Annotated in this window: 27 protein-coding genes and 1 other annotated feature; of the genes, 23 read left to right on the top strand and 4 right to left on the bottom strand. The window is 28.3% G+C overall.

Translation table 11 applies throughout. The features are described 5' to 3' along the window. Nucleotides 1-17: 17 nt before the first annotated feature. The 3 genes from ACZJV1_RS15620 to ACZJV1_RS15610 all read left to right on the top strand — a co-directional run bounded on the left by ACZJV1_RS15620 (nt 18) and on the right by ACZJV1_RS15610 (nt 3356). Nucleotides 18-1064, top strand: a complete 1047-nt coding sequence (locus ACZJV1_RS15620; RefSeq protein WP_463650732.1) for a galactose ABC transporter substrate-binding protein — start codon at nt 18-20, stop codon at nt 1062-1064. 144 nt (nt 1065-1208) lie between these two features. After that, nucleotides 1209-1446, top strand: a binding site (T-box leader). Nucleotides 1447-1571: 125 nt separating this feature from the next. Continuing rightward, complete coding sequence (locus ACZJV1_RS15615; protein WP_460286687.1) at nt 1572-2870, top strand: dicarboxylate/amino acid:cation symporter; 1299 nt, start codon at nt 1572-1574, stop codon at nt 2868-2870. Between the two features lie 216 nt (nt 2871-3086). Continuing rightward, complete coding sequence (locus tag ACZJV1_RS15610) at nt 3087-3356, top strand: TIGR04540 family protein (protein ID WP_411168795.1); 270 nt, start codon at nt 3087-3089, stop codon at nt 3354-3356. 125 nt (nt 3357-3481) lie between these two features. On the opposite strand, the gene ACZJV1_RS15605 is transcribed toward ACZJV1_RS15610, so the two are convergent. Both ACZJV1_RS15605 and ACZJV1_RS15600 read right to left on the bottom strand, forming a co-directional pair. Then, a complete protein-coding gene (locus ACZJV1_RS15605) occupies nt 3482-4483 on the bottom strand; it encodes a glycosyltransferase (RefSeq protein WP_463650731.1) in 1002 nt (333 codons plus the stop codon). 242 nt (nt 4484-4725) lie between these two features. After that, nucleotides 4726-6075, bottom strand: coding sequence for a [Fe-Fe] hydrogenase large subunit C-terminal domain-containing protein (locus ACZJV1_RS15600; protein WP_463650730.1), 1350 nt, complete (start codon nt 6073-6075; stop codon nt 4726-4728). Nucleotides 6076-6389: 314 nt separating this feature from the next. Here ACZJV1_RS15600 and ACZJV1_RS15595 point away from each other — a divergent pair, with 314 nt between their 5' ends. From ACZJV1_RS15595 to ACZJV1_RS15555, 9 genes are all read left to right on the top strand, one after another. After that, a complete protein-coding gene (locus ACZJV1_RS15595; protein ID WP_463650729.1) occupies nt 6390-7151 on the top strand; it encodes a DUF2087 domain-containing protein in 762 nt (253 codons plus the stop codon). Then, nucleotides 7151-8008, top strand: coding sequence for a GNAT family N-acetyltransferase (locus ACZJV1_RS15590; protein WP_463650728.1), 858 nt, complete (start codon nt 7151-7153; stop codon nt 8006-8008). Before ACZJV1_RS15595 ends, ACZJV1_RS15590 begins: the two co-directional genes overlap by 1 nt. A gap of 679 nt (nt 8009-8687) precedes the next feature. Next, on the top strand, nt 8688-8888 hold the full coding sequence (locus tag ACZJV1_RS15585) for a helix-turn-helix transcriptional regulator (RefSeq protein WP_053468303.1): 201 nt from the start codon (nt 8688-8690) through the stop codon (nt 8886-8888). Between the two features lie 4 nt (nt 8889-8892). After that, entirely contained in the window at nt 8893-9216 is a 324-nt protein-coding gene (locus ACZJV1_RS15580; RefSeq protein ID WP_463650727.1) for a hypothetical protein, read from the top strand. A gap of 317 nt (nt 9217-9533) precedes the next feature. Next, the gene (locus ACZJV1_RS15575) at nt 9534-9737 is read left to right on the top strand and encodes a hypothetical protein (protein WP_463650726.1); all 204 of its coding nucleotides are present in this window, start codon (nt 9534-9536) and stop codon (nt 9735-9737) included. Nucleotides 9738-10238: 501 nt separating this feature from the next. Beyond that, nucleotides 10239-11195 carry an SGNH/GDSL hydrolase family protein gene (locus tag ACZJV1_RS15570; protein ID WP_463650725.1) on the top strand — a complete coding sequence of 319 codons (957 nt, stop codon included), beginning with the start codon at nt 10239-10241 and terminating at the stop codon, nt 11193-11195. 28 nt (nt 11196-11223) lie between these two features. Beyond that, complete coding sequence (locus ACZJV1_RS15565) at nt 11224-13290, top strand: methyl-accepting chemotaxis protein (protein ID WP_463650724.1); 2067 nt, start codon at nt 11224-11226, stop codon at nt 13288-13290. Between the two features lie 868 nt (nt 13291-14158). Further along, a complete protein-coding gene (locus ACZJV1_RS15560; RefSeq protein WP_463650723.1) occupies nt 14159-16330 on the top strand; it encodes a hypothetical protein in 2172 nt (723 codons plus the stop codon). A gap of 364 nt (nt 16331-16694) precedes the next feature. Continuing rightward, nucleotides 16695-16949: a hypothetical protein gene (locus ACZJV1_RS15555; protein ID WP_463652170.1), complete on the top strand. Its 255-nt coding sequence runs from the start codon at nt 16695-16697 to the stop codon at nt 16947-16949. Nucleotides 16950-17189: 240 nt separating this feature from the next. Here the strand turns inward: ACZJV1_RS15555 and ACZJV1_RS15550 are convergent, their stop codons facing one another. After that, nucleotides 17190-17639, bottom strand: a complete 450-nt coding sequence (locus ACZJV1_RS15550; RefSeq protein WP_463650722.1) for a VOC family protein — start codon at nt 17637-17639, stop codon at nt 17190-17192. Between the two features lie 122 nt (nt 17640-17761). Here ACZJV1_RS15550 and ACZJV1_RS15545 point away from each other — a divergent pair, with 122 nt between their 5' ends. From ACZJV1_RS15545 to ACZJV1_RS15535, 3 genes are all read left to right on the top strand, one after another. Beyond that, the gene (locus ACZJV1_RS15545; protein WP_463650721.1) at nt 17762-18700 is read left to right on the top strand and encodes a helix-turn-helix transcriptional regulator; all 939 of its coding nucleotides are present in this window, start codon (nt 17762-17764) and stop codon (nt 18698-18700) included. Between the two features lie 75 nt (nt 18701-18775). Beyond that, nucleotides 18776-19186 carry a peptide deformylase gene (locus tag ACZJV1_RS15540; RefSeq protein ID WP_463652169.1) on the top strand — a complete coding sequence of 137 codons (411 nt, stop codon included), beginning with the start codon at nt 18776-18778 and terminating at the stop codon, nt 19184-19186. A gap of 63 nt (nt 19187-19249) precedes the next feature. Then, the gene (locus ACZJV1_RS15535) at nt 19250-19777 is read left to right on the top strand and encodes a putative immunity protein (RefSeq protein WP_463650720.1); all 528 of its coding nucleotides are present in this window, start codon (nt 19250-19252) and stop codon (nt 19775-19777) included. An 81-nt stretch (nt 19778-19858) separates the two neighbouring features. On the opposite strand, the gene ACZJV1_RS15530 is transcribed toward ACZJV1_RS15535, so the two are convergent. After that, on the bottom strand, nt 19859-20437 hold the full coding sequence (locus tag ACZJV1_RS15530; RefSeq protein ID WP_463650719.1) for a manganese efflux pump MntP: 579 nt from the start codon (nt 20435-20437) through the stop codon (nt 19859-19861). A gap of 412 nt (nt 20438-20849) precedes the next feature. Here ACZJV1_RS15530 and ACZJV1_RS15525 point away from each other — a divergent pair, with 412 nt between their 5' ends. The 8 genes from ACZJV1_RS15525 (at nt 20850) to ACZJV1_RS15490 (ending at nt 25360) form a co-directional block, all read left to right on the top strand. After that, a complete protein-coding gene (locus tag ACZJV1_RS15525; protein ID WP_463650718.1) occupies nt 20850-21515 on the top strand; it encodes an ATP-binding protein in 666 nt (221 codons plus the stop codon). 14 nt (nt 21516-21529) lie between these two features. Next, nucleotides 21530-21739: a 4Fe-4S dicluster domain-containing protein gene (locus tag ACZJV1_RS15520; protein ID WP_463650717.1), complete on the top strand. Its 210-nt coding sequence runs from the start codon at nt 21530-21532 to the stop codon at nt 21737-21739. Nucleotides 21740-21748: 9 nt separating this feature from the next. Continuing rightward, complete coding sequence (vorB, locus tag ACZJV1_RS15515) at nt 21749-22816, top strand: 3-methyl-2-oxobutanoate dehydrogenase subunit VorB (RefSeq protein ID WP_463650716.1); 1068 nt, start codon at nt 21749-21751, stop codon at nt 22814-22816. A 1-nt stretch (nt 22817) separates the two neighbouring features. Beyond that, nucleotides 22818-23567 (top strand): thiamine pyrophosphate-dependent enzyme, encoded by a 750-nt coding sequence (locus ACZJV1_RS15510; protein WP_411168781.1) that lies wholly within the window; start codon nt 22818-22820, stop codon nt 23565-23567. A 1-nt stretch (nt 23568) separates the two neighbouring features. Then, complete coding sequence (locus ACZJV1_RS15505) at nt 23569-24117, top strand: 2-oxoacid:acceptor oxidoreductase family protein (protein WP_460286705.1); 549 nt, start codon at nt 23569-23571, stop codon at nt 24115-24117. A gap of 66 nt (nt 24118-24183) precedes the next feature. Beyond that, nucleotides 24184-24357 carry a (2Fe-2S)-binding protein gene (locus ACZJV1_RS15500; protein WP_411168779.1) on the top strand — a complete coding sequence of 58 codons (174 nt, stop codon included), beginning with the start codon at nt 24184-24186 and terminating at the stop codon, nt 24355-24357. 148 nt (nt 24358-24505) lie between these two features. Further along, entirely contained in the window at nt 24506-24685 is a 180-nt protein-coding gene (locus ACZJV1_RS15495; protein ID WP_411168778.1) for a hypothetical protein, read from the top strand. A gap of 285 nt (nt 24686-24970) precedes the next feature. Next, on the top strand, nt 24971-25360 hold the full coding sequence (locus tag ACZJV1_RS15490) for a zinc-ribbon domain-containing protein (RefSeq protein ID WP_460286706.1): 390 nt from the start codon (nt 24971-24973) through the stop codon (nt 25358-25360). The last annotated feature ends 65 nt before the right edge of the window (nt 25361-25425 follow it).

Here is a 25425-nt window from a genome sequence, read left to right as displayed (position 1 = left end):
TTATGGGAGAGGTTAAGGTGAAAAAGGGTAAAAAATTAATTAGTTTATTAAGTATGATCTTAATATCAACTCTTGCTGTAGGCTGTAATAAAGAAACTAACATAAAATCAAAGAAAGAAATAAAAATAGGGGTAACACTTTATAGGCAAGATGATGTCTTTATATCTACAATTACTAAAAATTTAGAAGAAATAGCTAAGGAAAATGAAAATAATAGCAAATCTAAAATAACTCTTGATGTTGTAGATGCAAAGGGGAGTATAATAAATCAAGGTAATCAAGTAGATAAATTTACAAACCAAGATTATGATGTTATATGTGTAAATTTAGTAGACAGAACTGCTGCTGCGACTATAATTGATAAGGCAAAGTCAGCTAACATACCATTGATATTTTTTAATAGAGAACCTGTAGAAGAGGATATGAATAGATGGGATAAAATATATTATGTAGGTGCACAGGCAGAACAATCAGCAAGGATGCAGGCTGATATAATAATAGATCAGTGGCTTTCAAAAAAGGATTTAATAGATAAAAATAAAGATAATAAAATTCAATACGTTATGCTTGAAGGAGAACTAGGACATCAGGATGCTTCTATAAGAACAGAATACTGTATAAGAGCTATTACTGAAAAAGAAATTCAAGTAGAAAAACTAGCAGATGATAGTGCAGATTGGCAAAGTGACCAATCTATATCTAAAATGAATCAGTGGATTAAGAAATTTGGAGATAGTATTGAGGTGGTATTTAGCAACAACGATTCTATGGCACTTGGAGCAATACATGCTATAAACTCTAGTAATGAATTCACTAATAAACCTTTAGTTGTCGGAATAGATGGAATAAAAGAAGCGATGGAGTCGGTTAAGAAAGGTGAAATGACTGGAACTGTAATAAGTGATTCTGAGGCACAAGCTAAAGCAATTTTTGATATCTCTTTAGCAGTATCTACTGGAAAAAATTTAGAAGAAATAGAGGGAATTAAGGATAAAAAATACATTAAAATACCACATACTAAAATAACAAAAGATAATGTAGATTCATATATTGATAATAAATAAGTGTTTTAAGAGAGTAAATTTTTAATTTTACTCTCTTAAAATATACCAAAAAATACCGTTCAAATATATAAATTAAATCTATAATTTATATATTGACAATAGAAAAAATGATGCTATAATTAAATCATAGTAATCCGATATGAATTATAGACGATGAAGAGGGAAAGTAATTAATGATAATTATCACAGAGAAGGTTAAGTTGCTGAGATAACCTATGATTTTATTAATGAAGTGCCCCTTGGAGTTTAAGTCCCGAATTAAGTAGGGGTTTATGGGATCTCCCATTATAGAGATAAGGTATTATTGTACCGAAGAATGAGATAGATATTTTATAATATCTAATCAGAGTGGAACCGTGGAAGTTTGCCTTCTGCCTCTGTATAGTACAGTGGTAGTAGGTTTTTTTATTTATAAAATTGCTTAAAATATTTAAGTGATTTTCTATAAAAGAAGTTGCAGGCCAGCAAAAAAATAATAATAAAATATAAATACTAGGAGGAAATAAAATGAATATTAATTTGATATTAGCTATTATTTTATCAATAGCAGCACTTTATATAATTTATTTAGTAAAAGCAAAAACAGGAAAGTTTTCTTATGCAACATTAACAGCATTAACAATAGGTTTAATACTAGGAGCTGTGTTTAAAGAAAATATAAAATTCCTTGAAGTTGTAGGTAAGGGGTATATATCATTAATTAAAATGATAGTAGTTCCTTTAGTTATGGTATCAATAATAACAAGTATAATTAGACTTAAAAACTTAGATACTTTAAAATCAATCGGTCTTAAAACATTAGCAATATTACTTGGGACAACAGGGGTTGCATCAATAATAGGAATAGTTATGGGTAAGATATTTAAATTAGGAGAAGGAATAAGCTTTGTTGGAGCAGAAGGATTTAAAGCAAGAGAAATACCGGCATTCTCAAAGGTATTATTAGACTTTTTACCATCAAATCCAGTAGCTTCGATAGTTAACAATCAAATAATCCCAATAGTTATATTTTCACTTTTCATAGCAATAGCTTTAGTAATTGAAGATAATAATAATCCAGAAAAGGTTAAACCATTTAAAGATTTTATATTATCAACTTATGAGTTAGTTTTAAGTATAACAAGAATAGTATTAAAATTTATACCATATGGAGTTTTTGCACTAATTGCAACAACTGCAGCAACAAATGGGATGGATACAATAAAATCATTAATCAATGTTATATTAGCAGTATATATAGCTTGTATATTACAAATAGTATTAGTTCATACTCCTTTAATAGCATTTGTTGCAAGAAAAAATCCATTAAAGTTCTTTAAGGATATATTCCCAGCTCAAATTGTAGCTTTTACAAGTCAAAGTAGTTATGGAACATTACCTGTAACAATTAAGAGTTTAGTAGAAAATGCTAAGGTTTCTGAAAATATAGCAAGCTTTGTAGCTCCTCTTGGATCAACTATAGGAATGAATGCTTGTGGTGGATTATATCCAGCAATAGTTGCAATATTTGTAGCAAATGTATTTAATGTTGATATGACAATGTACCATTACTTCTTAATAGTATTAACAACAATTATATCTTCAATAGGTATAGCAGGGGTTCCTGGTGCCGCAACTATGTCAACAACAGTTGTATTATCTACTTTAGGATTACCTATAGAAGGTATGGCAATGGTTATGGCTGTAGATGCAATTATAGATATGATGAGAACAGCAACAAATGTAACTGGATCAGCAGTAGCTGCTTTAGTTGTAGATGAAACAGAAAAAAGAAAAATAGATAAAAAAAGTATAAGCAATAAATAAGGAAATAAAAGGTGATTAGAATAATTTAAATTATTCTAATCACCTTTTTAACATATAGAACTTATTTAATTAAGATACTAAAAATTATTTAAATAATAAGTTTTGTTTATATAATAATTAAATAAAAATTAAGAACTTTATTACATATTGTGTATAGTATATTTTTAGTATAAAATATATGTTAAAAAGTAGATTTTTTTAGGGAGGATAATATTCTTGAATAAGGGTGGAATTAGATTATATTATAAAAATCAAGAGGAACTTAGTTATGCTTTAAGAGACTATATAGATGATTATTTTGAAGGTAATATAGAAGATGAAGCATTAGAAGAAAAGATATTTATGGTCATAGAAGCAAACAAAGCAAAATTTTATAAAGACAATGAAATAGCTAAGAAGCCAAAACAAATTTTGGGGAAAACTAGATTAAATGTATTAGAACAAATAATAAAGAAAAAAGGGGCGAATAACCTAAAAAATTTATAGTAGTATGCAATAATTTATATTTTATAAAACTTTAAATGGTTCCACTAACATTTTGTAAAGTACTTTAATAATAATTGAAAATTATCAAGGAGGAAAAGTATTAAAACTTATCCTCCTTTTACCATTTAGTTTAAGCGTTTTAAAGTTTCTATATTAAACCCAAACATTTCAGGTATTAAGTTTTTCATATTTATATAATCTAAACTAAAATAATAGTTGGAGCCTTTAGTGAATAATTTTAAATATTTTCTAAGGTTTTCTTTAGACTTATCTAAATTACCTATTTTCTCGTAACATATTCCAATTAAAAGATATATTTCTCTAAAAGCATCATACTTATCTAATAACTTCTCACCTATTAAAATTGCGGTATCATATTTTCGCATTTTAAAGTAAGCCTTTATTATTGTAAAAGTAATATAACTATTTATAAAAAAATTATCACTTAGGTAAATTGCTATAATATAATTATCTATAGCCTTTTTTAGATTCTTTAAAAGGAAATACTCATTTGCCAGGTTGTAGTAATACAGATAATCTTTTTCTTCATCTTTGTAGCTTAAGTATATAGAAATATTTCTATTACATCTATCATATAATTTCTTTTGATTTAAATCGTAGCCATAGTTATATAATATAATATCTAGGTTTAGAATATTATTTTCATAAGAATCAGTATATATTGAGTTTTTTATAGTTTCATTAATTTTTCCAGAAAAATAAAATCCACAATTATTCTTAATTAGCCTAAGTAAATATTCACCGCAATAAGGTTTGTTATCAATTATGTTTATAAGTTTTAATCTAAAGCCTATATGAGAAGATTTATCTAATATATTTTTTAGAGTATAAACTTGAGTAATATCTAATGATTCATCACAATCAATGTATAAAATCCAATCTTTAGTTGCATTTTCTAGCGCCTTATTTCTTGCTAAGCTAAAGTCATTATTCCATGGAAACTCTATTATATTAGCATTAAATTTTTGGGCTATAGTAATTGTATTATCAATAGATCCAGTATCAATTAGTATTATTTCATCAGCAATATCTTCTATGCTTTTAAGACATCGTAATATGTTTTCTTCCTCATTTCTAGCTATAATACAAACGCTTAAAGTATCCAAAGAAAATGTACCTCCAACAAAAGCTCTTCTATATATAGAATATGATAATACATAAAATATGCTAACAATAGAAAAATAGATAATATTATTTATTTCTACTTAAAGCTACTTATTAGAGGTTATTTTATTAAAAATAATCATAATATGATAGTTAAAAACAATAATTAAAGATAAACTTTTCTTATATATTTATTTTTTTATATGCAATATATAAGAATGTACATAAGCTAAAAGTTTAGAATTTAAAAGTTTCTATGAAAAATAGAAGTTTTACTATCATCTTCAAAATCTTTTAATGATGTTATATTGAGCTTTTCTAAAACATTATCCATTGTAGAACTATGAGTAGCTACTTTTATAGGAGAATTATAAGCGAAATTATCTACTGATATTTTTCCTTGTTCCCTAGGAATAATTGCTTTAGGTCCACCAACACAACCACCAATACAGCCCATGCCTTCTATAAAGTTTGCTTCTATTTCACCATTTAATGCCTTACTTAATAATTCTTTACATTCCCTAACACCAGAAGCCTTAATAGGTTTAAAGAGTTTATATTTTTCAGGATAGAGTTCACTAACAGCTTCTCCTATAGCTATAGATACACCACCTGTACGAGCATATAATCTACCACCTCTAGAAGCATAGTCTTTAGAAGGAATTCCCTGCAATTCCTCAGGATTAATTTCTAATAATTTGAAGATATTGTCTAGCTCTTGAAAGGTTAATACAAAGTCGATATCACCAACTAAATCAGGTTCCTTTGCTTCAGCTTTTTTTGCTATACATGGTCCTATAAAAACAACTTTAGCCTCTGGATTTAATTTCTTTATCACCCTTCCAGCAGCTATCATTGGTGAAACAGAAGGAGACAAATCGGGAACTAATTCTTTATATACCTTTTTAAGCATACCAACCCACATAGGGCAGCAACAAGAAGTAATCATTAGATCTTTAGGGCCATTAACATGATTGTTAAACTCAACAGCTTCTTTAATTGTAAGCATATCAGCAGTAAAAGCAACTTCAACCATATCCGTAAAGCCTATTTTAATAAATGCCGCACGTAGCTGATCCATTGATACATTGTCTCCAAATTGTCCCATAATTGCAGGAGCAACAGCTGCTATAACCATTTTATTATTTTTTATTAAATCCACAATAGGAATGTAGTCAACTTTATCCAATATCTTACCGTATTTACAAGAATCTACGCATAAACCACAACCAACGCATAAATTGTAATCTATGTATGTTGATTTATTATCTTCATCATATAATATTGCATCAAATGGACAACTTACTTGACAATTAAATTTTTTATTATCATCTTGTTTACAATTAACACTACAACTATCAAGCTTTTCTATAAATCTCTTATTAACCTCATAATTAGTAATTGCTTTTTTTAAGTTATATATATAATTATTATCAAAGTCTATTGATACTCCACAAAGCGATGTAATTATTTTAAAAGTTTCTTGTGGAGAAGTTTCATGGCATACCATAATTCTAGAAAGAGTTTCATCAAAGTTGTCTTCATAGTAAGATCTTATTAAGCTATCAAAAAGATCATTATATTTATTATGCATTAATATACCTCCAAATAATAAATTTTCTATAGTTTAGTATATATAGTTTACTAATTATTAATACTAAGAATTTTACAATATTATAATAATTATAGAATTTAATTAATATCTATATAATTTATAGATATATATAAATACTTTTATTTCATTAATATATATTATTGGTTCTTATTAATATATTTAAAATTTAATTGTATTATAGACTCATTTATCCTTAAAATACAAACTTAATTATAAAATGTTTATTTATATATAGACTGATTTGCTGTTTTGTTTTACTATAAATATATAAGCAATAATTTGGAGGTATAATTATGGATAATGAGTTTTTTTGGAGAGCTTCTATAGATGAAATAGAAAAGGGATTCGTAGAAACAGAAGAATATATAAAATGTATAGTATGTGAAGAAATATTTATTAAAGGAAGAATATATGAAATAGGTGGTAACTTATATGATGCAAAAAAGGCTGCTGAGCTTCATATAAAGGAAAAGCATAAATCTATGTTAAGTTATTTATTAAATATGAATTCACTTTATACAGGGATATCATCATCTCAAAAAGCAGTAATTGAACTAATAGCTTTAGGACTTACAGATAAAGAAATAGCAGTGAAATTAGGTATTGCTAATTCTACTATTAGAAACCATAGATATAAATTAAGAGAAAAGGAAAAACAAGCTAAGTTATTTTTAGCAACTATGAATTTACTTGCTAAAGATACAAATAAGGATATAAATGTGTTAGAAGAAGATGTTATTTGTGATGCACACAAAGGAGCAACAACCTTAGATGATAGATTTAATATAACTAAGGAAGAAAAGATTAAGGTAATAGAAACTTATATAGATGAAAATGGTGCGTTAAAAAGCTATCCAGCTAAAGAAAAGAAGAAAATTATACTATTAGAAGAAATAACTAAAAACTTCAATGTAGGAAAGAAATATTCTGAAAAAGAAATAAATATAGTATTAAAAAGAATATATGAAGATTATGTAACAATAAGAAGAGCTTTAATTCAATATGGATTTTTAGATAGATCTAAAGATTGTAGTGAGTATTGGGTAAAGGAATAATGATAAAGAGTTTTTTAGAATTAAATAATGATGAGAAAATTTTAGCATTAGAGTTTATAAAGAAAAATGAAAATACTGAGATATCTTTAGTTGAAATTGAGGAAGAGATTAAAGGGAAGTTATGCAATTATGGAGAAGGTGTCTTATTTTATTTTGATGACAATATAATATTAGGTAAGATATCAGTTATATTAGAATTAGTAAATAAATTAAAAACAGTTTATATAACTGGATTAATCTGTCCATTAGATAATGAAAAAATATTAAAATCATTAATTAATGAGGCATTAGAATTATCTAATAAATATTATGCTAATAAGGTTTTGCTTGGGATAAGAAATAGTAATTTGCTTAATTTGTCTGAAGATATTGGACTAAAAAGAAGTTATTCATCCTTCAATATGATTTTAAACAATAGAGAAAAATCAAATGATGTGTTAGATAAGATCAAGTTATCAAAAGAAAATATTGAGGAATATGTTGATGTATATAATAAGTCTTTTATGGATATGCCTCATGGAACTTATATAGAAATAGAAGATGCGAAAGGTTATTTAGCAAATAAAAATGACAATGAAGATCATTTTATTGTACTAGATAAAGATAAAAATATAGGTTTTTTAAATACAAGTATTAATGATAAAAAAGCTTTTTTTGATATAGGATTAATAAAAGAGTATAGGGGAAAAGGCTATGGTAAAAAATTATTAGAAACAGCAATACAATTCTTAAATGAAAAGCAAGTAGAAGAAATTTGTTTAACAGTAATAGAAAAGAATAGTATTGCCTATGAAATGTATAAGAGAAGAGGGTTTAAAGTTTATAATAAACTAAGTGATTGGATAGAATTAATGTAAATTCAAAGGGGGTCGCGAAATGAGACTTCCTTTGAAAATTGTGAAAATTAATTTTTAAAATAGTTAAGTTGAGAGGAGTAGTATTCATATCTTAACTAAATAATGAAGCTATTGACAATAGAAAGTGTGGTGTCTATGGTTATATTATTTAGGATTAAGAATGAGGAACCGTACCATAAGTAAATGAGTTTTTTACTAAAATTAGATAATTAAATAAGAGATAAGATGTAGAATATAAAGCTCCTTAATCATAATTTTTAATGTGGTTGAGGAACTTTTTTATTTGAAGGATTTACCTAATAATTTAGGAGAGATATAACTATATATACATTAATTTACAATTAATTAAATGAATGCAAATTAATTAATGAGAAGACTAACTGTTAAATTAGGAATTTTGCTAGTAGCTGTTAGACGGTAGAGCACGAGGTTATGGAAAAGCTTAAGTCAGCACCTGAAATTTAGGTATCGGCTTATTCGTGCTGAACCTCGAATAATTTTCTAATCATTAGTAATGGAGTAAAAAGTTAATATGTTAAAATGAACCTTTTGTATCGCAGAAAACATTTACCGGGATATTGATGTATAAAAAATAGTATTCATTTATTGATAAAATATAATCAGTAGATTACAATAGAAATGTAAACAATGAATTACATTTTGTTAAGGAGGTAATACCTTGATACAGAATCGAATTAAGGTTTTGAGAGCAGAGCGTGATTGGACGCAAGCTGATTTAGCTGAAAAGGTAGGTATTTCCCGCCAAGCGGTTATATCAATTGAGAAGTATAAATATACTCCCTCATTGGAATTAGCTTTCAAAATTGCAGAAGTTTTTAATGTTTCAATCAATGAAGTTTTTGAACACAAGGAGGGTTAAAACGATGAATGAACAAACTATTATTTTATTTTTCCTTATTGTTGGTACTGGAATTACTCTTTTTCTTTATCTGTGGAAAGCTAAAAAGGAGATCGATTACAAAAAAGACGAACGTTGGCAGTTGATCCAGAACAAAGCGAATAATGCGGCGAATTATTTAAACTATATCTTGATAGCATTTTTAGCTGTCGGAGAAGCGGTATCTCTATTTTCTGATATTCACATAACCTTTACCTTGAATCGCATTTTAATTTATGGCGTATTATTCATCGCTTTTCGCAATACGATAGAATTGTTTGCATTAAAATATTTCGATAAGAGACTGTAACTACTGGAAACAGATGGAATGTGGATTATGCTTATTGATCATAGACACACAAAATATAACTAATCCTCATTTACTTATGATACGGAGAAGCGTACCTGTGGAGAACCAAACTTAAAAGAAAGATATAAAACATTAAAATCAAGCCAATAATATAACATAATAGAATTTGCTTATGATATAATTGGTTTAGTGAATTTTTTGAAGTGTAGATAAATAGGACTTTGAGGGAGGGTTTATGAATAAGAAATAAATAACTTTTCTGATTATATTTACATTAATCGCAAAAAAATAAACTTGAAAATATAGATTTTAAAGATTTGATTATTGAATTAAATGAGTGGTTTTTAGATACAGAAAAAGATGAAATATATCCTAACCTTAGGAAGTGGATTAGATATGAATCTTTAGGAGAAGATGCAGATATCAAACGAAGAACCCAAGGTGAAAACCTTAATATTATTTCAAAGCTAAACTGGTATGAAGAGAATACTAAGCCTAAATATGTTTATGCGATTATATGAACAACGTCGAGTAAATCATCTATGGCTTCTAGAAAATATGAATTATGTTTTTTACTATAAATCTCAAACTCATTGGAGTTTGGGATTTATTTTTTTGTAAAAAATGAAGCTGTGCATTAATTACTTAGTGCGACAGATCCTAGTAACCAAATAAATATAAAATCTTGCTGAGAATGGCTTAATAAAAACCTCTAATTAATACAAAAATCTGGGATATTACGGACAATCATTAATGTCCTAAATTTTTCCATTTTTCTTGTGGTTAACAAACTTATATTTACTTATATTATGTAATATTAAGGGTGATTAAAAAAATATTGCAAAATAATCCTTAATATGACATAATAATTGTATATATTAACCATATCGGTATCGAATTTTATAAAATTCAGGAGGTGAGATCTTAAGCATATACTCTTTATAATTAATACTAATGATAAAAGGTTTTCTTATATGGCTTATAGAATATTAACAACTATTTGATAAAGGAAGTGAAGAATAATGAAAAAAAATTTTAAATTTATGGTTGCAATTTTTTTAACATGTATTTTAGTTTTTAGTGGAGGTATATATCTATTAAAAAAAGAAAAAGTTAGTGAAAAGTTTACTCAGGTATTTGCATTTGGAGACAGTTATTCTGACAATGGAGAAGCAAAAAAAATCAGCGCACAAATTATGGTAAGCGCCAATAGACCTGATGATGCATATTTAAAACCTTCTGATGAATTATATTGGAAAGGTAGGTATTCAAATGGTCCTACAGCTGTTGAAGTATTAGCAGAAAATTTAGGTGTACCATTAGTTAACTATGCCACAGGTGGAGCAACTAGTGGAGAAAAAAACTATTCTGAGTGGATGGATCACTTAGGAAATACAGGGGTTCTTGGACAAATTGAAAAATTTGAAAATAGTTTAAAGGAAGGTAAGGCTGATCCTGATGCATTGTATTTTATTTTCGCTTCTGCCAATGATTATTTTTCGTTCATGGATTATTCATTACCAGGTACAGTTGAAGATGTGGCAGATAAAGCTGTTGATAATATAAATAATGCTATTAAAAGATTAGTCACACTTGGAGCAAAAAACTTTTTTGTAGTAAACAGCAGTGATTTATCACTTGTGCCTTATGAAATTACTAACAATAGAACAGAATCTGCTGAAGTTTTTGTAAAACATGTGAATAAAAAACTTCCTGAATCCATAAAAGAATTACAAAAAAACTCAAATATAAAAATAATGATGTTTGATCTCCCTGCAATTAGTGACAATATAATGAAAAATCCAAGCAAATATGGATTAGTTGAACTAGATAAAGAAGCTCAAAGTACTTATCCAGAAGTTAAACCAGCAAGTGCTAATCCAGAACAATATTATTTTTGGGATGAATGGCATTATACTTCTACTGTTCATAAAATATTGGGAGAAAAAATGTATGATAAGGTGAGAATGTTTAAATAAAGAAACATAATGCAAGGGGGCAATTACTTTGATTAAGAAATTTAAAAGTATAAAAACTCAATTTTTAGTTGTTACTATACTTATTATAATACTAGCACTAGCAACTGTTGGTATTAGTGTTAGCTATCAAGTAAATACGCAAGCCAGAAAAGATTATCTTAATAATTCTCAAGAACAGATGAAATTGGCTGGGAATTCTATTCAGATTTTCTATGATCAGATTGATAAAAATATAGATATGCTAGCCACTAATCCGTTAGTAGTTCAAGCAAACAAGAGTAATATTACCAGTTATGTCAATACTACGGAAGATACTAAAATGACACCCTCTAAGAATGGACCAATAGAACGTGAGATTTATAATATATTTGATCAATATGCAGATTCACATCCGGGTACCAGATATGTTTATTTGGCTACTAAAGATGGTGGTTATCTAAATTGGCCAGAAACTAATATATCAAAAAAATATGATCCAACTTCTAGGGATTGGTATCAAAAAGCTATAGAAGGAAATGGGGAAATAATAAGAACAGCTCCATACAAAGACGATACTGGTTCAATGATTATAAGTAATGTACGTTCATTAACTGATTCTAATGGAAATATATTAGGTGCAATAGGAATTGATGTTGAACAATCTGTTATTAGTGACATGTTAAGTAAAATGAAAATAGGTAAAACAGGTTTTTATATGCTTGTACATAATACAGGAATGATTATGGCAGATGGTAATAATGCTGATAATAATTTTAAAAATATAGAAGAAATTAATATACCAGGAATAGAGACAGTATTGTCAAAAGATTTAAAGTCTTTCGATATAAATATTAATCAAGAAAAATATATTGGTAATACATATGAAATAAATGGAACTGACTGGGTTTTAGCATCTTTTATGTCTGAATCTGAATTAATAGCAAGTGCTAAAAAAATATCTCTTATAGTCTTTGCTATTTCAATATTTATGTTAATTCCAACATTTATTTTAATTAATATTAGCACAAAGCGAATTACTAATCCAATAATTAGATCTTCTGAATATTTAAAAATACTTGCAAAGGGTGATTTCTCCCAAGAACTTGATTATGAATTATTATCAAGAAAAGATGAAATAGGGTCCATTACCAATGGTATTAATAATATGAAAAGTTCATTAGTGAATTTAGTGTATAGTATTAAAGCAGAATCTTCCGCCATGGAACAGAAAGTGAATAATATTGTAGATAATGTTCAGATATTAAATAGTGACTTACAAGAAATATCTGCAACTACAGAAGAATTAGCTGCAAGTATGGAAGAAACCTCAGCCGCATCTGAACAAATGTCAGCAACTTCACAAGAAATGGAAATAGGGATTCATTCCATAACGCAAAGATCAGAAAGAGGTGCTATTGCTGCTAATGAAATTAGTAAAAGAGCAACTTCCATTAAAGAAAATACGACTATTTCTCAAAAGAAAACTGCTAACATACTTCTTGATACAAAAACGCAACTTGAGCAAGCAATAGCAGATTCAAAGGTAGTTGGCGAAATCGATATTTTATCTAAATCTATCATGGAGATAAGCGAAAAAACTAATTTACTTGCATTAAATGCTGCTATTGAGGCTGCAAGAGCTGGTGAATCTGGAAAAGGGTTCTCCGTTGTTGCTGATGAAATAAGAAAGCTTGCAGAACAATCAAAAGATACAGTGCTAAAAATACAAGCTGTAACAACAAACGTTATATCTTCAGTAAATAATCTTTCTAATAATTCTAATAATTTATTAACATTTGTATCTACAGATGTTGCTAATGATTATCAGGTGATGTTAGATGTTTCAGAAAAATATAACGAAGATGCTAAGTTTATAGATGAACTAGTAACAGAAGTTAGTGCTACTTCGGAAGAACTTTTTGCTTCAGTTCAAGAAGTTTTAGGAGCTATAAATAACGTGGCCCTGGCCGCTAACGATGGAGCTTGTGGAACTACAACTATAGCAGATAGAGTTGCAAAAGCAACCTACAAATCAACAGATGTTATGCAGGAAGTTTTAAAGTCAAAAGAAAGTACTGATAAATTAGAACAAGAAGTAAATAAATTTAAAATATAATCTATTTTAGATCGTGTAAATAAAAGAGAGTTTTGGTAGATAAGCTAAAAGAGTCTATCTTAATTTTTTATGAAAAAGTAATAGAAGCTTGAAATTGAAAATATATTAATTATATTGTATATGGGAAAGTTTATATTTTTTACCTTAGGGTATGGTGAAGCGTATCTGTGGAGAACCAAAATTCAGAGAAATGTTTAAAAGTGAGAGTTTAAGCCAATGATATTAAATATGTAGTTAATTTATGCTATAATTAGAGCATTATTAATATAGAAATAAAATTAGATTTAATATGGATAAACTGAAGATAATGAAGTAGATAGTGAAGGTCATAAAATTGATTAATGAAAATAGTAAACTTCGAATAAGAAATAGCATAGCTGAATTTTTGCTCTTTACATCATACAATAAAGAAAATTTTATTGAAGTATTAGTAGCAGATGATAACGTGTGGTTAATTCAAAGGATTATATAAATATCGGCTTTTTAATTTAGAGTATATAAAATACTGTGAGAGAATATTAAGATAAAAATCCCACAATTTTAAACAGGATATTGTATGTTATGCTTAACTGTATGGGGATTGAAAGTTTCTCTATTTTGAGATGTTTAAGTAAAAAAAAATTGGAAAATAAAGGTTGACAACAGGTTTTTGTAGCTGTATAATTTTTACTATAGATATGGCTATACAAGATGCGAACTACGAAAACGCTGAGTCGAAGTCATTACCATTACATGATTTTAGGAATACCACCTTTATCAAGTATACGGCGAGAGATTATTGAATTGTATCTGTACATATGTGCAGAATTTTATTTTATAACCTCCTTGTTAAAAGTCATATCTGAATTTTAACAAGGAGGTTTTTTATATGAAAAAACATAATATGACAAAAATTATGCCTAGGGAAGCGCATAAACGTATCAAGTCAGCCCAGTCAATTGTTGTAATAGGTCCAACATCTTCAGGAAAGAGTACTTTGATTTATGCACTTGTTAATCATAAGATTATCAAGTATATATTAGTAGGGGTTGGAGATAAATGCCAAACAACCATAATTCCATGCAATTTCTTATTTGACGAGCGAATTGAAAAGAATGAGTATTTCTCATTGCAGATTAGGGAAAAAGTGTTTTCTTACAAGATGATTCACATAAAGATAATGGAGATGTTGGCTAAACAGTTCGTATTAAATGATTATGATGCCGAAGATACACTTGATGCTATTGATGAAAGTATATTTTCATCAATATTAGAGCCAAAAGATGCTTCGTATCATTTGGAACGAATTGCAGATAATATCTCAATTAAAGAGTTCAAGAAGGTGGTTGGTACAGCCCTTAACTTTATTCAGAATGAGGAAATCTCGTTTATGGAACGTGTAAAGAGTAAAAAGAAGGAACCTGATAAGAGAAAAGTATCCATTGAGGAAATTCGTAATATTGTTATGGAGGATATGTGGGGTGAAGTTTCTCCTTCATTGTTGGAAGAGTATAAGAAGTGGTTAGTTAATATTGGAGAAATTATTAAGTCGCGTTTAAATGCATTCATGGGTGGAACAAATGACATCGAAGGAATTAATGAGTATAGTATAGATTGTGCTGACTTATTACAATATGGTGGTGAAATTTTGCAGAAATTATTCGATCCATATGAGCCATTTAGTTTAATTATTGAGGAGCTAACAATGGCTTGCAGACCAAGAACAGAACTGATAGATATGTTTGATGATAAAATTCCTCTTCGTTTCTGTTTACGTGATACTATGGGGCTTAATCAAATCAGTATGGATAATAACTCAATGAAAGATGCATTGGATATTGCATTAAATTGTAGTCCAGATAGCATTCTGTTGTTAATGAATTTGGAAGAACGAGATGATGTGATTGTAAGTTGTTGTGAAGCAATAAATTCTAAGATTGGAAAAGCGAAGAAATTAGATATTCCAATTAATGTTATTTTTACAAAGGCTGATAGGGTAATAAGTAATATCGTAAATAAAGCAGATAGAGATACAGTTGAATTGATGCAGAGTGATTTTACAAATCATATTCTTACGGCTATAGGTTCTATGGAAGGTGATATTGAAGATTATCTGACCTATTTAGAGCAAGATAGTGCGACTTGGTTATCTATAAGATATATGGAGGAAGATATTGATCCAATTCAGCGTGCACTAAAAGAACTAAAATCTGAAAAGCTTGAAAAGTTCAGAAGAGAAGGTCTTTACAAAAAAATTGATGCAATTCTTCGTGAAACACAGATGAGAATTTTACCAAAAGGAATGACATCACCGTTATTTATTACTGTTAAAGATACTAATTTGCCTGCAGTTGATATTAGAATTGATGATGAAGCGATTAATAATGAGTTTGAACAGATTCAAGGGATGTTAACTGAGGATAAAGCAATTGTCAATGGATATCAGATAACAGATACTAGAAGAATTCATGGACGTAGTGTTGTAAGATATTATGAAAATCTACAGATTGGACTTGGATATACAACCAATGCTTATGTGTATGGCAATTTTAGCATTAATATGAAAGGTATGCTAAAAAAGGTGTTAGAAAGAAGTGTTCCTGATTTCATCACTCTTTATGAGGGAGAAGCAATTAAGACATTAGCTAATAACATTGAAGAAGTTGAACTGGATAAAGTTATTGGTGAATTAGATGCGAATAAGCAAATCACTCAATACGCATTTAAAGATATTAACCCAGCATTATTTGATGGCTTACCATCCAAGGTAAGAAAGATTCAGAAGCTCCACTTGATTTTTAGAAATTATTTTGCTTCTTCAGAAAAGTACCATATGGTTGTAGATAAGGTGGCATATAACTTATCTTATGGAAATTATGAGATTCGTAAAATGGTTGATGAAATTTATAATGAATCATTTATAACTTATGATGAAACTATTAGAAAGATGCAGGAGAGATTCAAGAATTATTTTAGTACAAAAGAATTCTTGAATATGGTTTCGAGTGAAATAGGAAATTCAATGACAGAGCTTGTCAACAAAATGTTTCTTATCATTTAAGAAGTTAAGTATTAGAAAAGAAAAAAAGGAAGATAGCTTATAGTTTTATAAGTTATTTGCCCTTTTTTTGAGCAAAATCCTGTTTAATGCTATCAATGGTATACATTGAAATTATACACATGCTCAATATATTGTGAGGATTATTCATTTAAAATTAGTTGAATCTATATAATAAGGAACGCACAAATTATAATATATGATAATTAACAAGTATAGAACATTGAGTATATAAATATTAAGCATATATTAAAAGAATAAAATTTCATATTAAGGATTTGAATGAATGATTTTGATAAGAGAGTATCTTCATGAGGGAATGTTACACTAACCAAATATAAAATTAGAGTGTCATTTAAAATAGTTGATGAGTTTGAATACAGCAATAGAAAAAGCTGAACAAAAAATCGAATACCTTAGTAGTGATGAAGAAACTATGAGGATTTATTATGAGATAGAAAGATCATTACATGAAAGGGATAACATGATTAGTTCAGCTGAAAAAAGAGGGAAATTAGAAGTTGCTAAAAATCTATTAGATATTTTAGACAATGAAACAATAGCAATAAAGACTGGGTTAGATATAAAAGAAATTAGAGATTTAAGAGATGAAAATTGTTAGGATAGATTAAAAACTATCCTATTTTTTTATAAAAACATAGTTGAAACTTGAATTTGAAAGAATGTTAATTATATTGTATATGGGAAAGTCTAAAGTTTTTTATTTATGGTGCGGTGAACCGTACCATAAATAAATGAGGTTTTATATATTGAATTATTACTAAAGTCTATTTACATTTGAATAGGAAGTAAAAGTTTCAGCATACAGATCACATTGAAAATGTGCAGCATGCTGATTTTTTTATTTCAATCTATTATCAAACATTAGTTGAATTTGAATACCAAAAGGGTCTTCAATAATCCCGTATGCTTTACTAAACACATTATTAGATAATGGAACGACGATTCTAACTCTGCTATCTGTAATCAAGCTATTATAAAAATGTTCAATTTCGTTTAAGTCAGCACTTTGAATACATAATGATGTGTTATTACCAACTTTATATTTTTCATTAGTATCCATTGTATCTTCTGCAATCATTACTCTAGTTTTTCCAATTGATAAAACAGAGTGAGAGATATAATTTTTATTTTCATCAGTAATCTGTATTGTATTATCTCTTTTTGCCATGTCCTGGTATGTTACTAGTAATAATTCCTCTGCATTGAAATGTTTTTTATAGAAATTTATAGCTTCTTGCGCTTTTCCATTCATTGAAAGAAAAATAGCAATTTCTAGTGTTGTACTCATAGTATCAATCTCCTTTTGTATAATATTTTTTAGGCACATATTTTATAGTATTGATATATTTCTTTAGGTTTATTATAATACATAAAGGTAGCAGAATATGACACCTTTTAAAGGGGGATTGTATGAAAAAATCAGAAAGATTAAATGACATGATACGATACTTAAATGGCCGGGAGTTCTTTAATTTGGGTGATTTAATGGATAAATATAATATATCAAAAAGTACAGCTTTGCGTGATATTAGTTCATTAGAGCAATTAGGTATGCCTATTTTTTCGGAGTATGGTAGGCATGGAAGATATGGTATTTTAAAAAACAGGTTATTATCACCTATTATCTTTACACTTGATGAAGTGTACGCTTTATATTTTGCGATGTTGACGTTAGACGCCTATCAATCTACGCCATTTCATTTAAGTGTTAATAAGCTAAATGAAAAATTCGAAAGTTGTCTGTCTAAAGAACAAATAAAACAAATTCATAAAATGAAAAAAGCATTGCAATTTGAAGCATATCAGCACAATAATGTTAGTCAGTTTTTAGATAAAATTCTACATAGTATTCTTAATGAAGTTAGTTGTAAAATTCAGTACTTTAAAAATAATAAACAAGTAAGTTATCATATTCAGTTTTTTAAAATTTCTGCTAAATTTGCACAGTGGTATGCTACTGGAATAGAGCTGAATACAAAAAAACATAAAGTTTTTAGATGTGATAGAATAACTTTGTTAGAATTTCATAATAATAAATCACAATTTTCCGTAGAAGAACTTATCCATAGTTCCTTAGAGCTTTATCAATCTGAAAAAAGTATTCAGTTTGAAGTAGAAATTTTAGAAGAAGCAAAGGATATTTTTTATAAAGAGCGTTATCCATCAATCAACATAGAAAGTGGAACTAAAACAATTATAAAGGGGTTCTATAATTTAGGTGAAGAAGAATTTATATCTAATTACTTTATTAGATATGGTAGTTCTATTACGTCAGTAAAACCTGAATCGCTAAAACACCTTATTCAAGAAAAATTAGAGAATTTATTAAATTATTATCAAAAAATATAAATTAGCATTCAGATCACAATATTGAGAAGTATGCTAATATCTTTATATAAAGAAACTAGAAAGGTTGGAATAAAGATGATAAGACCGGTTGTAAAGGATATATTATTCCTAGGACAGAAATCAGAGCCTGCTACTAAAGCTGATGTAGCAGTTATTGATGATTTAGTGGATACGTTAAGGGCAAATTTAGAGTATTGTGTTGGTATGGCTGCTAATATGATAGGAGTTAAAAAACGCGTACTGGTTTTTAGTATAGGGGATATCATAGTTCCTATGGTTAATCCAGTTATATTAAAGAAAGAGAAAAGTTATGAGACAGAAGAAAGTTGTTTATCTTTAACTGGCTTCAGAAAAACAATGAGATATGAAGCAATTGAGGTAGAATATCTTGATAGAAACTTTAAGAAGCATAAACAAACATTTACTGGATTTACTGCACAGATTATTCAGCATGAAGTAGACCATTTCGAAGGTATAATAATTTAAGAAATATAATTGCTTATGTTGAGATTTTTAAATTAAAAAAATATTTAAGAAAAAGGGGTTATTATGGCTAAAGTACGAAAAATGCTTGGAAAAGCAGATTCACCATATATTGTTTCTCTTATGAGATTAATAGAAACACAAAGCCAAAATACAATTGTAAAATGGTGTAATGAATATGCAAGGGAGAATATTCTACCTATTTATGAAAAAGATTATCCTGAGGATTCTCGTTTAAAAAATGCATTGAATGCAGTTAATGAATGGTTAGAAGGAAATATGAAATTAACAGAGGCAAAGAAAATTATTAAGGAAGTTCAAATAGCTGCTAGAGAAGTAGAGGAAAATCCAGCTGCACAAGCTGCAGCTAGAGCAATCGGAGCAACAACGGCAACAATTAATACTGTAATGAGTTCTTTAGGACTTGCATTTTATGGGGCTGCAGCAATAGCATATTCATCTATTGGTGTTAATGAGAAGAGTGATGTCTATGATGAAATTGCAGCAAGAGAGTGCAAAAACATGGAGGAAGATTTACGTAAAATTTCTATAATAGATGAGCCTAATCCAGCAAAAATAAATTGGAATTGCTAAATATGAAAAATTATTTAAGAATACGCAGCATTGAATCTGCGTATTTTTTTACATTTCTTGATTGTGCTACAGCTACATTGTCTACATTAAGTGTTCAAATAATATCTTAATTCCTATACCTATTAAAATAATTCCACCGATTATTTCAGCATAATTTTGAACATACTGTCCAAGCTTTTTGCCAAGAAAAACTGCCAAGAAGCTTAATACAAAAGTAGTTATTCCTATTATTGTTATAGAAGGAATAATACTAACACTTAGAAATGCAAAACTAACTCCAACTGCTAAAGCATCGATGCTAGTTGCAATAGCTAATATAGTTAGCTTCTTATAAGAGAATTCATCTCTTTCACATTCTAGAGGGACATCATTCTCTCCACCACGCATCTCCCTAATAGATTCTATTAACATTTTTCCACCTATAATTCCAAGTAGTATAAAAGCTATCCAATGATCAAAAGATTTAATATAGCTTTCAAAATATCTACCACACCACCAGCCTAATAAAGGCATAAAGGCTTGAAAGCCACCAAAGAATAAGGCAACTCTAAAAGAGTATTTAAATTCATCTTCTTTTAAGCAAATACCTTTAGCTAAAGAAACAGCGAAGGCATCCATAGATAAGCCTAGTCCTGTCATAAAAATTGAAAAGAAACCCATAATATGTAACTCCTTTATTATAGAATTTATTTCAAAATACTAATTAATATTTAGGATTTTATTGACTTTTATAGATGATAAACAAATAAAAAAGACTTATACGTAGCAAAGCTACGCATAAGTCTCGTTATTCAATACTAAGCCAGAACCAAGTTCAATATGTTGACTTAGTAACTCATTCTAAAATAGAGCTAACTACTCCCCTATACATAAAAAAAGTATTTATTACATCTAAATATGATATCAAATTATAATGAATATATCAATAGCTAAAATGAAATATATAGATGGTTAGTAACAAAAAACATTATAGTAAAAATCTAAGAGAATTTTGTTATAACACCTTTTATTATCATAAGATACAAAATAGAAAATATAATTTAAATAAGAATGTTTAAGAAGGAGTGTTAGTGTGAGTAGGATTAAGATATTTACTGGACACTTTGGTAGTGGTAAGACAGAAATTGCAATTAATTATTCTATCAAGAGGGCTAAAGAAGGTAAAAAGGTAGCATTAGTTGATATGGACATAATTAATCCTTATTTTTGTGTAAGAGATATTAAAGAAACTCTAGAAAATCATTATAAAATAAGGGTTATAAGCTCTAGAAAAGATTTAGTTAATGCAGAACTTATGGTGCTATCAGGAGAAATTTTATCTGTATTTAACGATAAATCTTATGAAGTTATATTTGATATTGGTGGAGATGATGTAGGGGCGAAGGTTCTGGGTGTGTATAGCAAGTACTTTGAAGATGAAGATTACTCAATGTATTATGTTTTAAATAACTCAAGGCTAGAAACCTTAAATTGTAGTATGGCAAGTAAATATCTAAAATCTATAGAATTATCTAGTAAGTTAAGAGTTACTGATATTATATCGAATACTCACATGATGAAGGAAACAGAATATAAACATATATTGAAAGGAGATATAGAATCTTTGAAGTTATCTAAGTTTTTAAGCATTCCTTACAAATATACTGTGTGTACCAAAAACTTTGAGAAGGTAATAGAAGATAAAGTTAATGGAGAAGTGTTACCTATAGAATTATATATGGACATGCCTTGGGAATAATAAGGAGGAATCAAATGGCTAAGGTTATATTTAAAGAGGAAAGATGTAAAGGGTGTGGGCATTGCATAAATATATGTCCTAAAAAAATTATAAGTTTTAAAGAGAATTTTAATAGCAAGGGATATCACCCAGCTGGAATAAAGGAGAATCTTATGAGTGAATGTATAGCTTGTGCATCTTGTGGGAAAATTTGTCCTGATTGTGTAATAACGATTGAAAGGTAGGAGATAACTATGGATGAAAAGTTTCTAATGAAAGGAAATGAAGCTATAGCAGAAGCAGCTATTAGGGCTGGATGCAAATGCTTTTTTGGATACCCTATAACTCCTCAAACTGAATTAATAGCATATATGGCAAAGAACATTCCAAAGGTTAATGGAGTTTTTTTACAAGCGGAAAGTGAAATTGCAGCTATTAACATGGTATATGGTTGTGGAGGGACAGGGGTTAGATGTATGACTTCATCATCTAGTCCTGGAATAAGTTTGATGACAGAAGGGATATCATATTTAGCAGCTGCACAAGTACCTTGTGTAATAGTTGATGTAGTTAGATGTGGTCCAGGTCTTGGTGGAATACAACCTGCTCAATCGGATTATTTATTTGTAAATAAAGGATTAGGACATGGAGATTTTAATATACCAGTTTATGCGCCAGCATCTATTCAAGAAATGATAGATTTAATTTGTGAGGCATTTGATGTAAGCGATTTATATAGAACACCTGTAATGATAATGGCTGATGGTATGCTAGGACAAATGATGGAAGGTGTTGAATTTAAGGATAATAAAAAAAGAGCATTACCAGAAAAGAGTTGGGCTGCAAATGGTTTAGGAAAGAGAAGTAAACATAATATAATAAATTCATTGGAGTTAAATCCAGAGAAGCTTGAAGAACTTAATATGGAGCTTCAAGGAAAGTATAAAATAATAAAAGAAAATGAAGCTAAATATGAATTATATAACTGTGAAAATTGCTGTAATCTAATATTAGTTTCTTATGGGATAACGGCTAGAATATGTAAAAGTGTTATAAGTCTTGCAAAGAAAGATGGAGTGAACTTAGGATTAATAAGACCTATAACAACATGGCCATTTCCTAATGAAGCATTCACTAAAACATTAGGAAAAAGTAAAAATGGTTATTTGTCTGTAGAAATGAATTGTGGGCAGATGGTTGAAGATGTGAAGCTAGCTGTAAATGGAAAAGAAGAAGTTAGATTCTATGGTAGAACAGGTGGAATTGTACCAACAGTAGATGAAATATATAAATATATAAAATCTATTATTGGAGGTATATAAGATGAGCATTGTTTATAAGCCAACAAAGGTACTTTTAGATGTTCCTACACATTATTGTCCAGGATGTACTCATGGAATAATTCATAAGTTAGTAGGCGAAGTAATAGAAGAATTAGAAATATTAGATAAGACTATAGGAGTTGCATCGGTTGGATGCTCTGTACTTGCATATAATTATTTTGCTTGTGATATGTTCCAAGCACCACATGGAAGAGCACCAGCAGTGGCTACAGGTATAAAAAGAGCTAATCCAGATAAAGTAGTTTTTACTTATCAAGGAGATGGGGATTTAATAGCAATAGGTACTGGGGAAGTTATTCATGCAGCAGCAAGAGGAGAGAATATAGTGACTATCTTTGTAAACAATTGTATATATGGCATGACAGGAGGACAAATGGCACCTACAACTTTAGAGGGGCAAGTTACTGAAACATCCCCATATGGAAGAGATATTAAAGTACAAGGATACCCAATAAGAGTATCAGAAATGATAGCAACATTAGATGGCGCATGTTATGTTGAAAGAGTAAGTGTAGATAATATACCTAACCTAACCAAAGCTAAAAAAGCTATAAAAAAAGCTTTTAATAATTCAATTCAAGGATTAGGTTATTCTTTTATAGAGGTATTATCTACATGTCCAACGAATTGGGGCTTATCTCCAGTTGATTCTTTAAAGTGGCTTAGAGAAAATATGATTCCATATTATTCATTAGGTGTTAAAAAGGATTGTAAAAAGGAGGATAAGTAGAATGATTAAAAAAGAAATTATATTTGCAGGCTTTGGAGGACAAGGTATATTGACAATTGGAAAGCTGTTAGCTTATGCAGCTATGGATAAAGGATTAAGCGTTTCGTGGTTACCATCATATGGACCTGAAATGAGAGGTGGAACAGCAAACTGTTCAGTTATTATTTCAAGTGAAGAAGTTGGGTCTCCTGTTATATCAGAAGCAGATGCAGTTGTAGCTATGAATAAGCCTTCTTTAGATAAGTTTGAAAAACTGTTAAAGAAAAATGGAACTTTAATAATAGATTCGGATATGATAAAGGATGAAGTGCTTTTTGACAGTGTAGAAGTATATAAAATTGATGCTGAAACAAAGGCAGAAAGGCTAGGAGATAAGAGAAATGCGAATATGATACTACTTGGATTTTTAATTAAGAAAATAAATATAATTTCAATAGAAGATATTCTAAACTCTATTAAGAAGTATGGAAAAAAAGAAAATTATGAATTAAATAAATTAGCAATAGAACTAGGAGCAAAAATAGCAGAAGAAAAAATTAAAAATATCTAGAAATTATAATAAAAAAACCTCTTTTGAAAATAATAAATATGATAATATTATAAAGAGGTGATTAATATGGATTTAATTTGTCTATGTAAAGGTGTAGAAAAAGATGTAATAGTTAAAGCTATTAAAGATGGTGCTGATACATTTGAAAAAGTTCAAGAGGCAACTGGAGCTGGAACAGGATTTTGCGGAGCAAGTAGATGTAGAGATAAAATAGAAGCTTTAATAGAAGAAAACAAATAAAAATATTACTAAAGAGCTTTGGAGTTAATCTAAAGCTTTTTAATTTCTTAAGATTTAATTAAATATGCTAAAGTTAGAATAATTTGTAACGAAAATGTCAATAAATCATTTTATAATAATAGTATAAGTATAATAAGGAGGTGATTTAATGATGAAAAAAATAGATACTAATAAGCACTGTAGCTTAAATAAATCCATAAGAAACTTATTTTATAAAAAGCAGGATATAAATAATTCAATTTATTATACTGAAGAAGAAAAGAAAGTTTTAACAAGTCAAATAGAAAAAGATATTTATGATACATGGAAAAAGATAAGATATACCTAAAATAAATGAAGAATAAAACATAATGTATCTAAAATATAATAAAGTGATAGTAAAGTTATATAGGAGAATATATTTTAGTGATCAGTAATAGTAAAGTTCATATTAAAATTTTAACAATCGATTACAACTATAAAAACAAGGTTAATAAAATAAGAGGAAATATGGATAAAATTAAATATTATTTTTGAATAAGAAGTTAGAGTTATTATAAATTCTGACTTCTTATTTATTTTAAAGATGATAAAATAAATATAATAAACTAAGTATTATATAAGGAGAATAGCTATGTTTTTTATAGGGATTTTTGGAATAGAAAATAAAGAGAAAGAAATTAAAGTAATAAATAATTTAACATGTAAGAGTTGTAATAGATTAAGTATGGCTAGAGTTATAAAGCATTATGAATTTTTCCATTTCTTTTTTATACCTATTTTCAAATGGAATGAAAAATACTATGTAGAATGTGGAAGTTGTAAGAAGATATTTTCTATTTCAAAGGAAAAGGGAAAGATGATAGAGAGAGGAGAAAATATAGATATAACATATTGGGATTTAAATGAAGTTAATAATGCGTATGGTTATGATTATAATATAAATAGTGTTTGTAAAAGTTGTGGTAAGGTAGTTGATTCAGAATATAAATATTGTCCATATTGCGGACATGAAATTAAATGATAGTTTAAATTAGATATTTAGAATATCTTCATAATACCTTCAAAAGAATTTGATAAAGTTTATAT

It is taken from the genome of Clostridium sp. LS3 (genome assembly GCF_055330225.1).
This window is presented reverse-complemented; position numbering and strand designations above follow the sequence as displayed.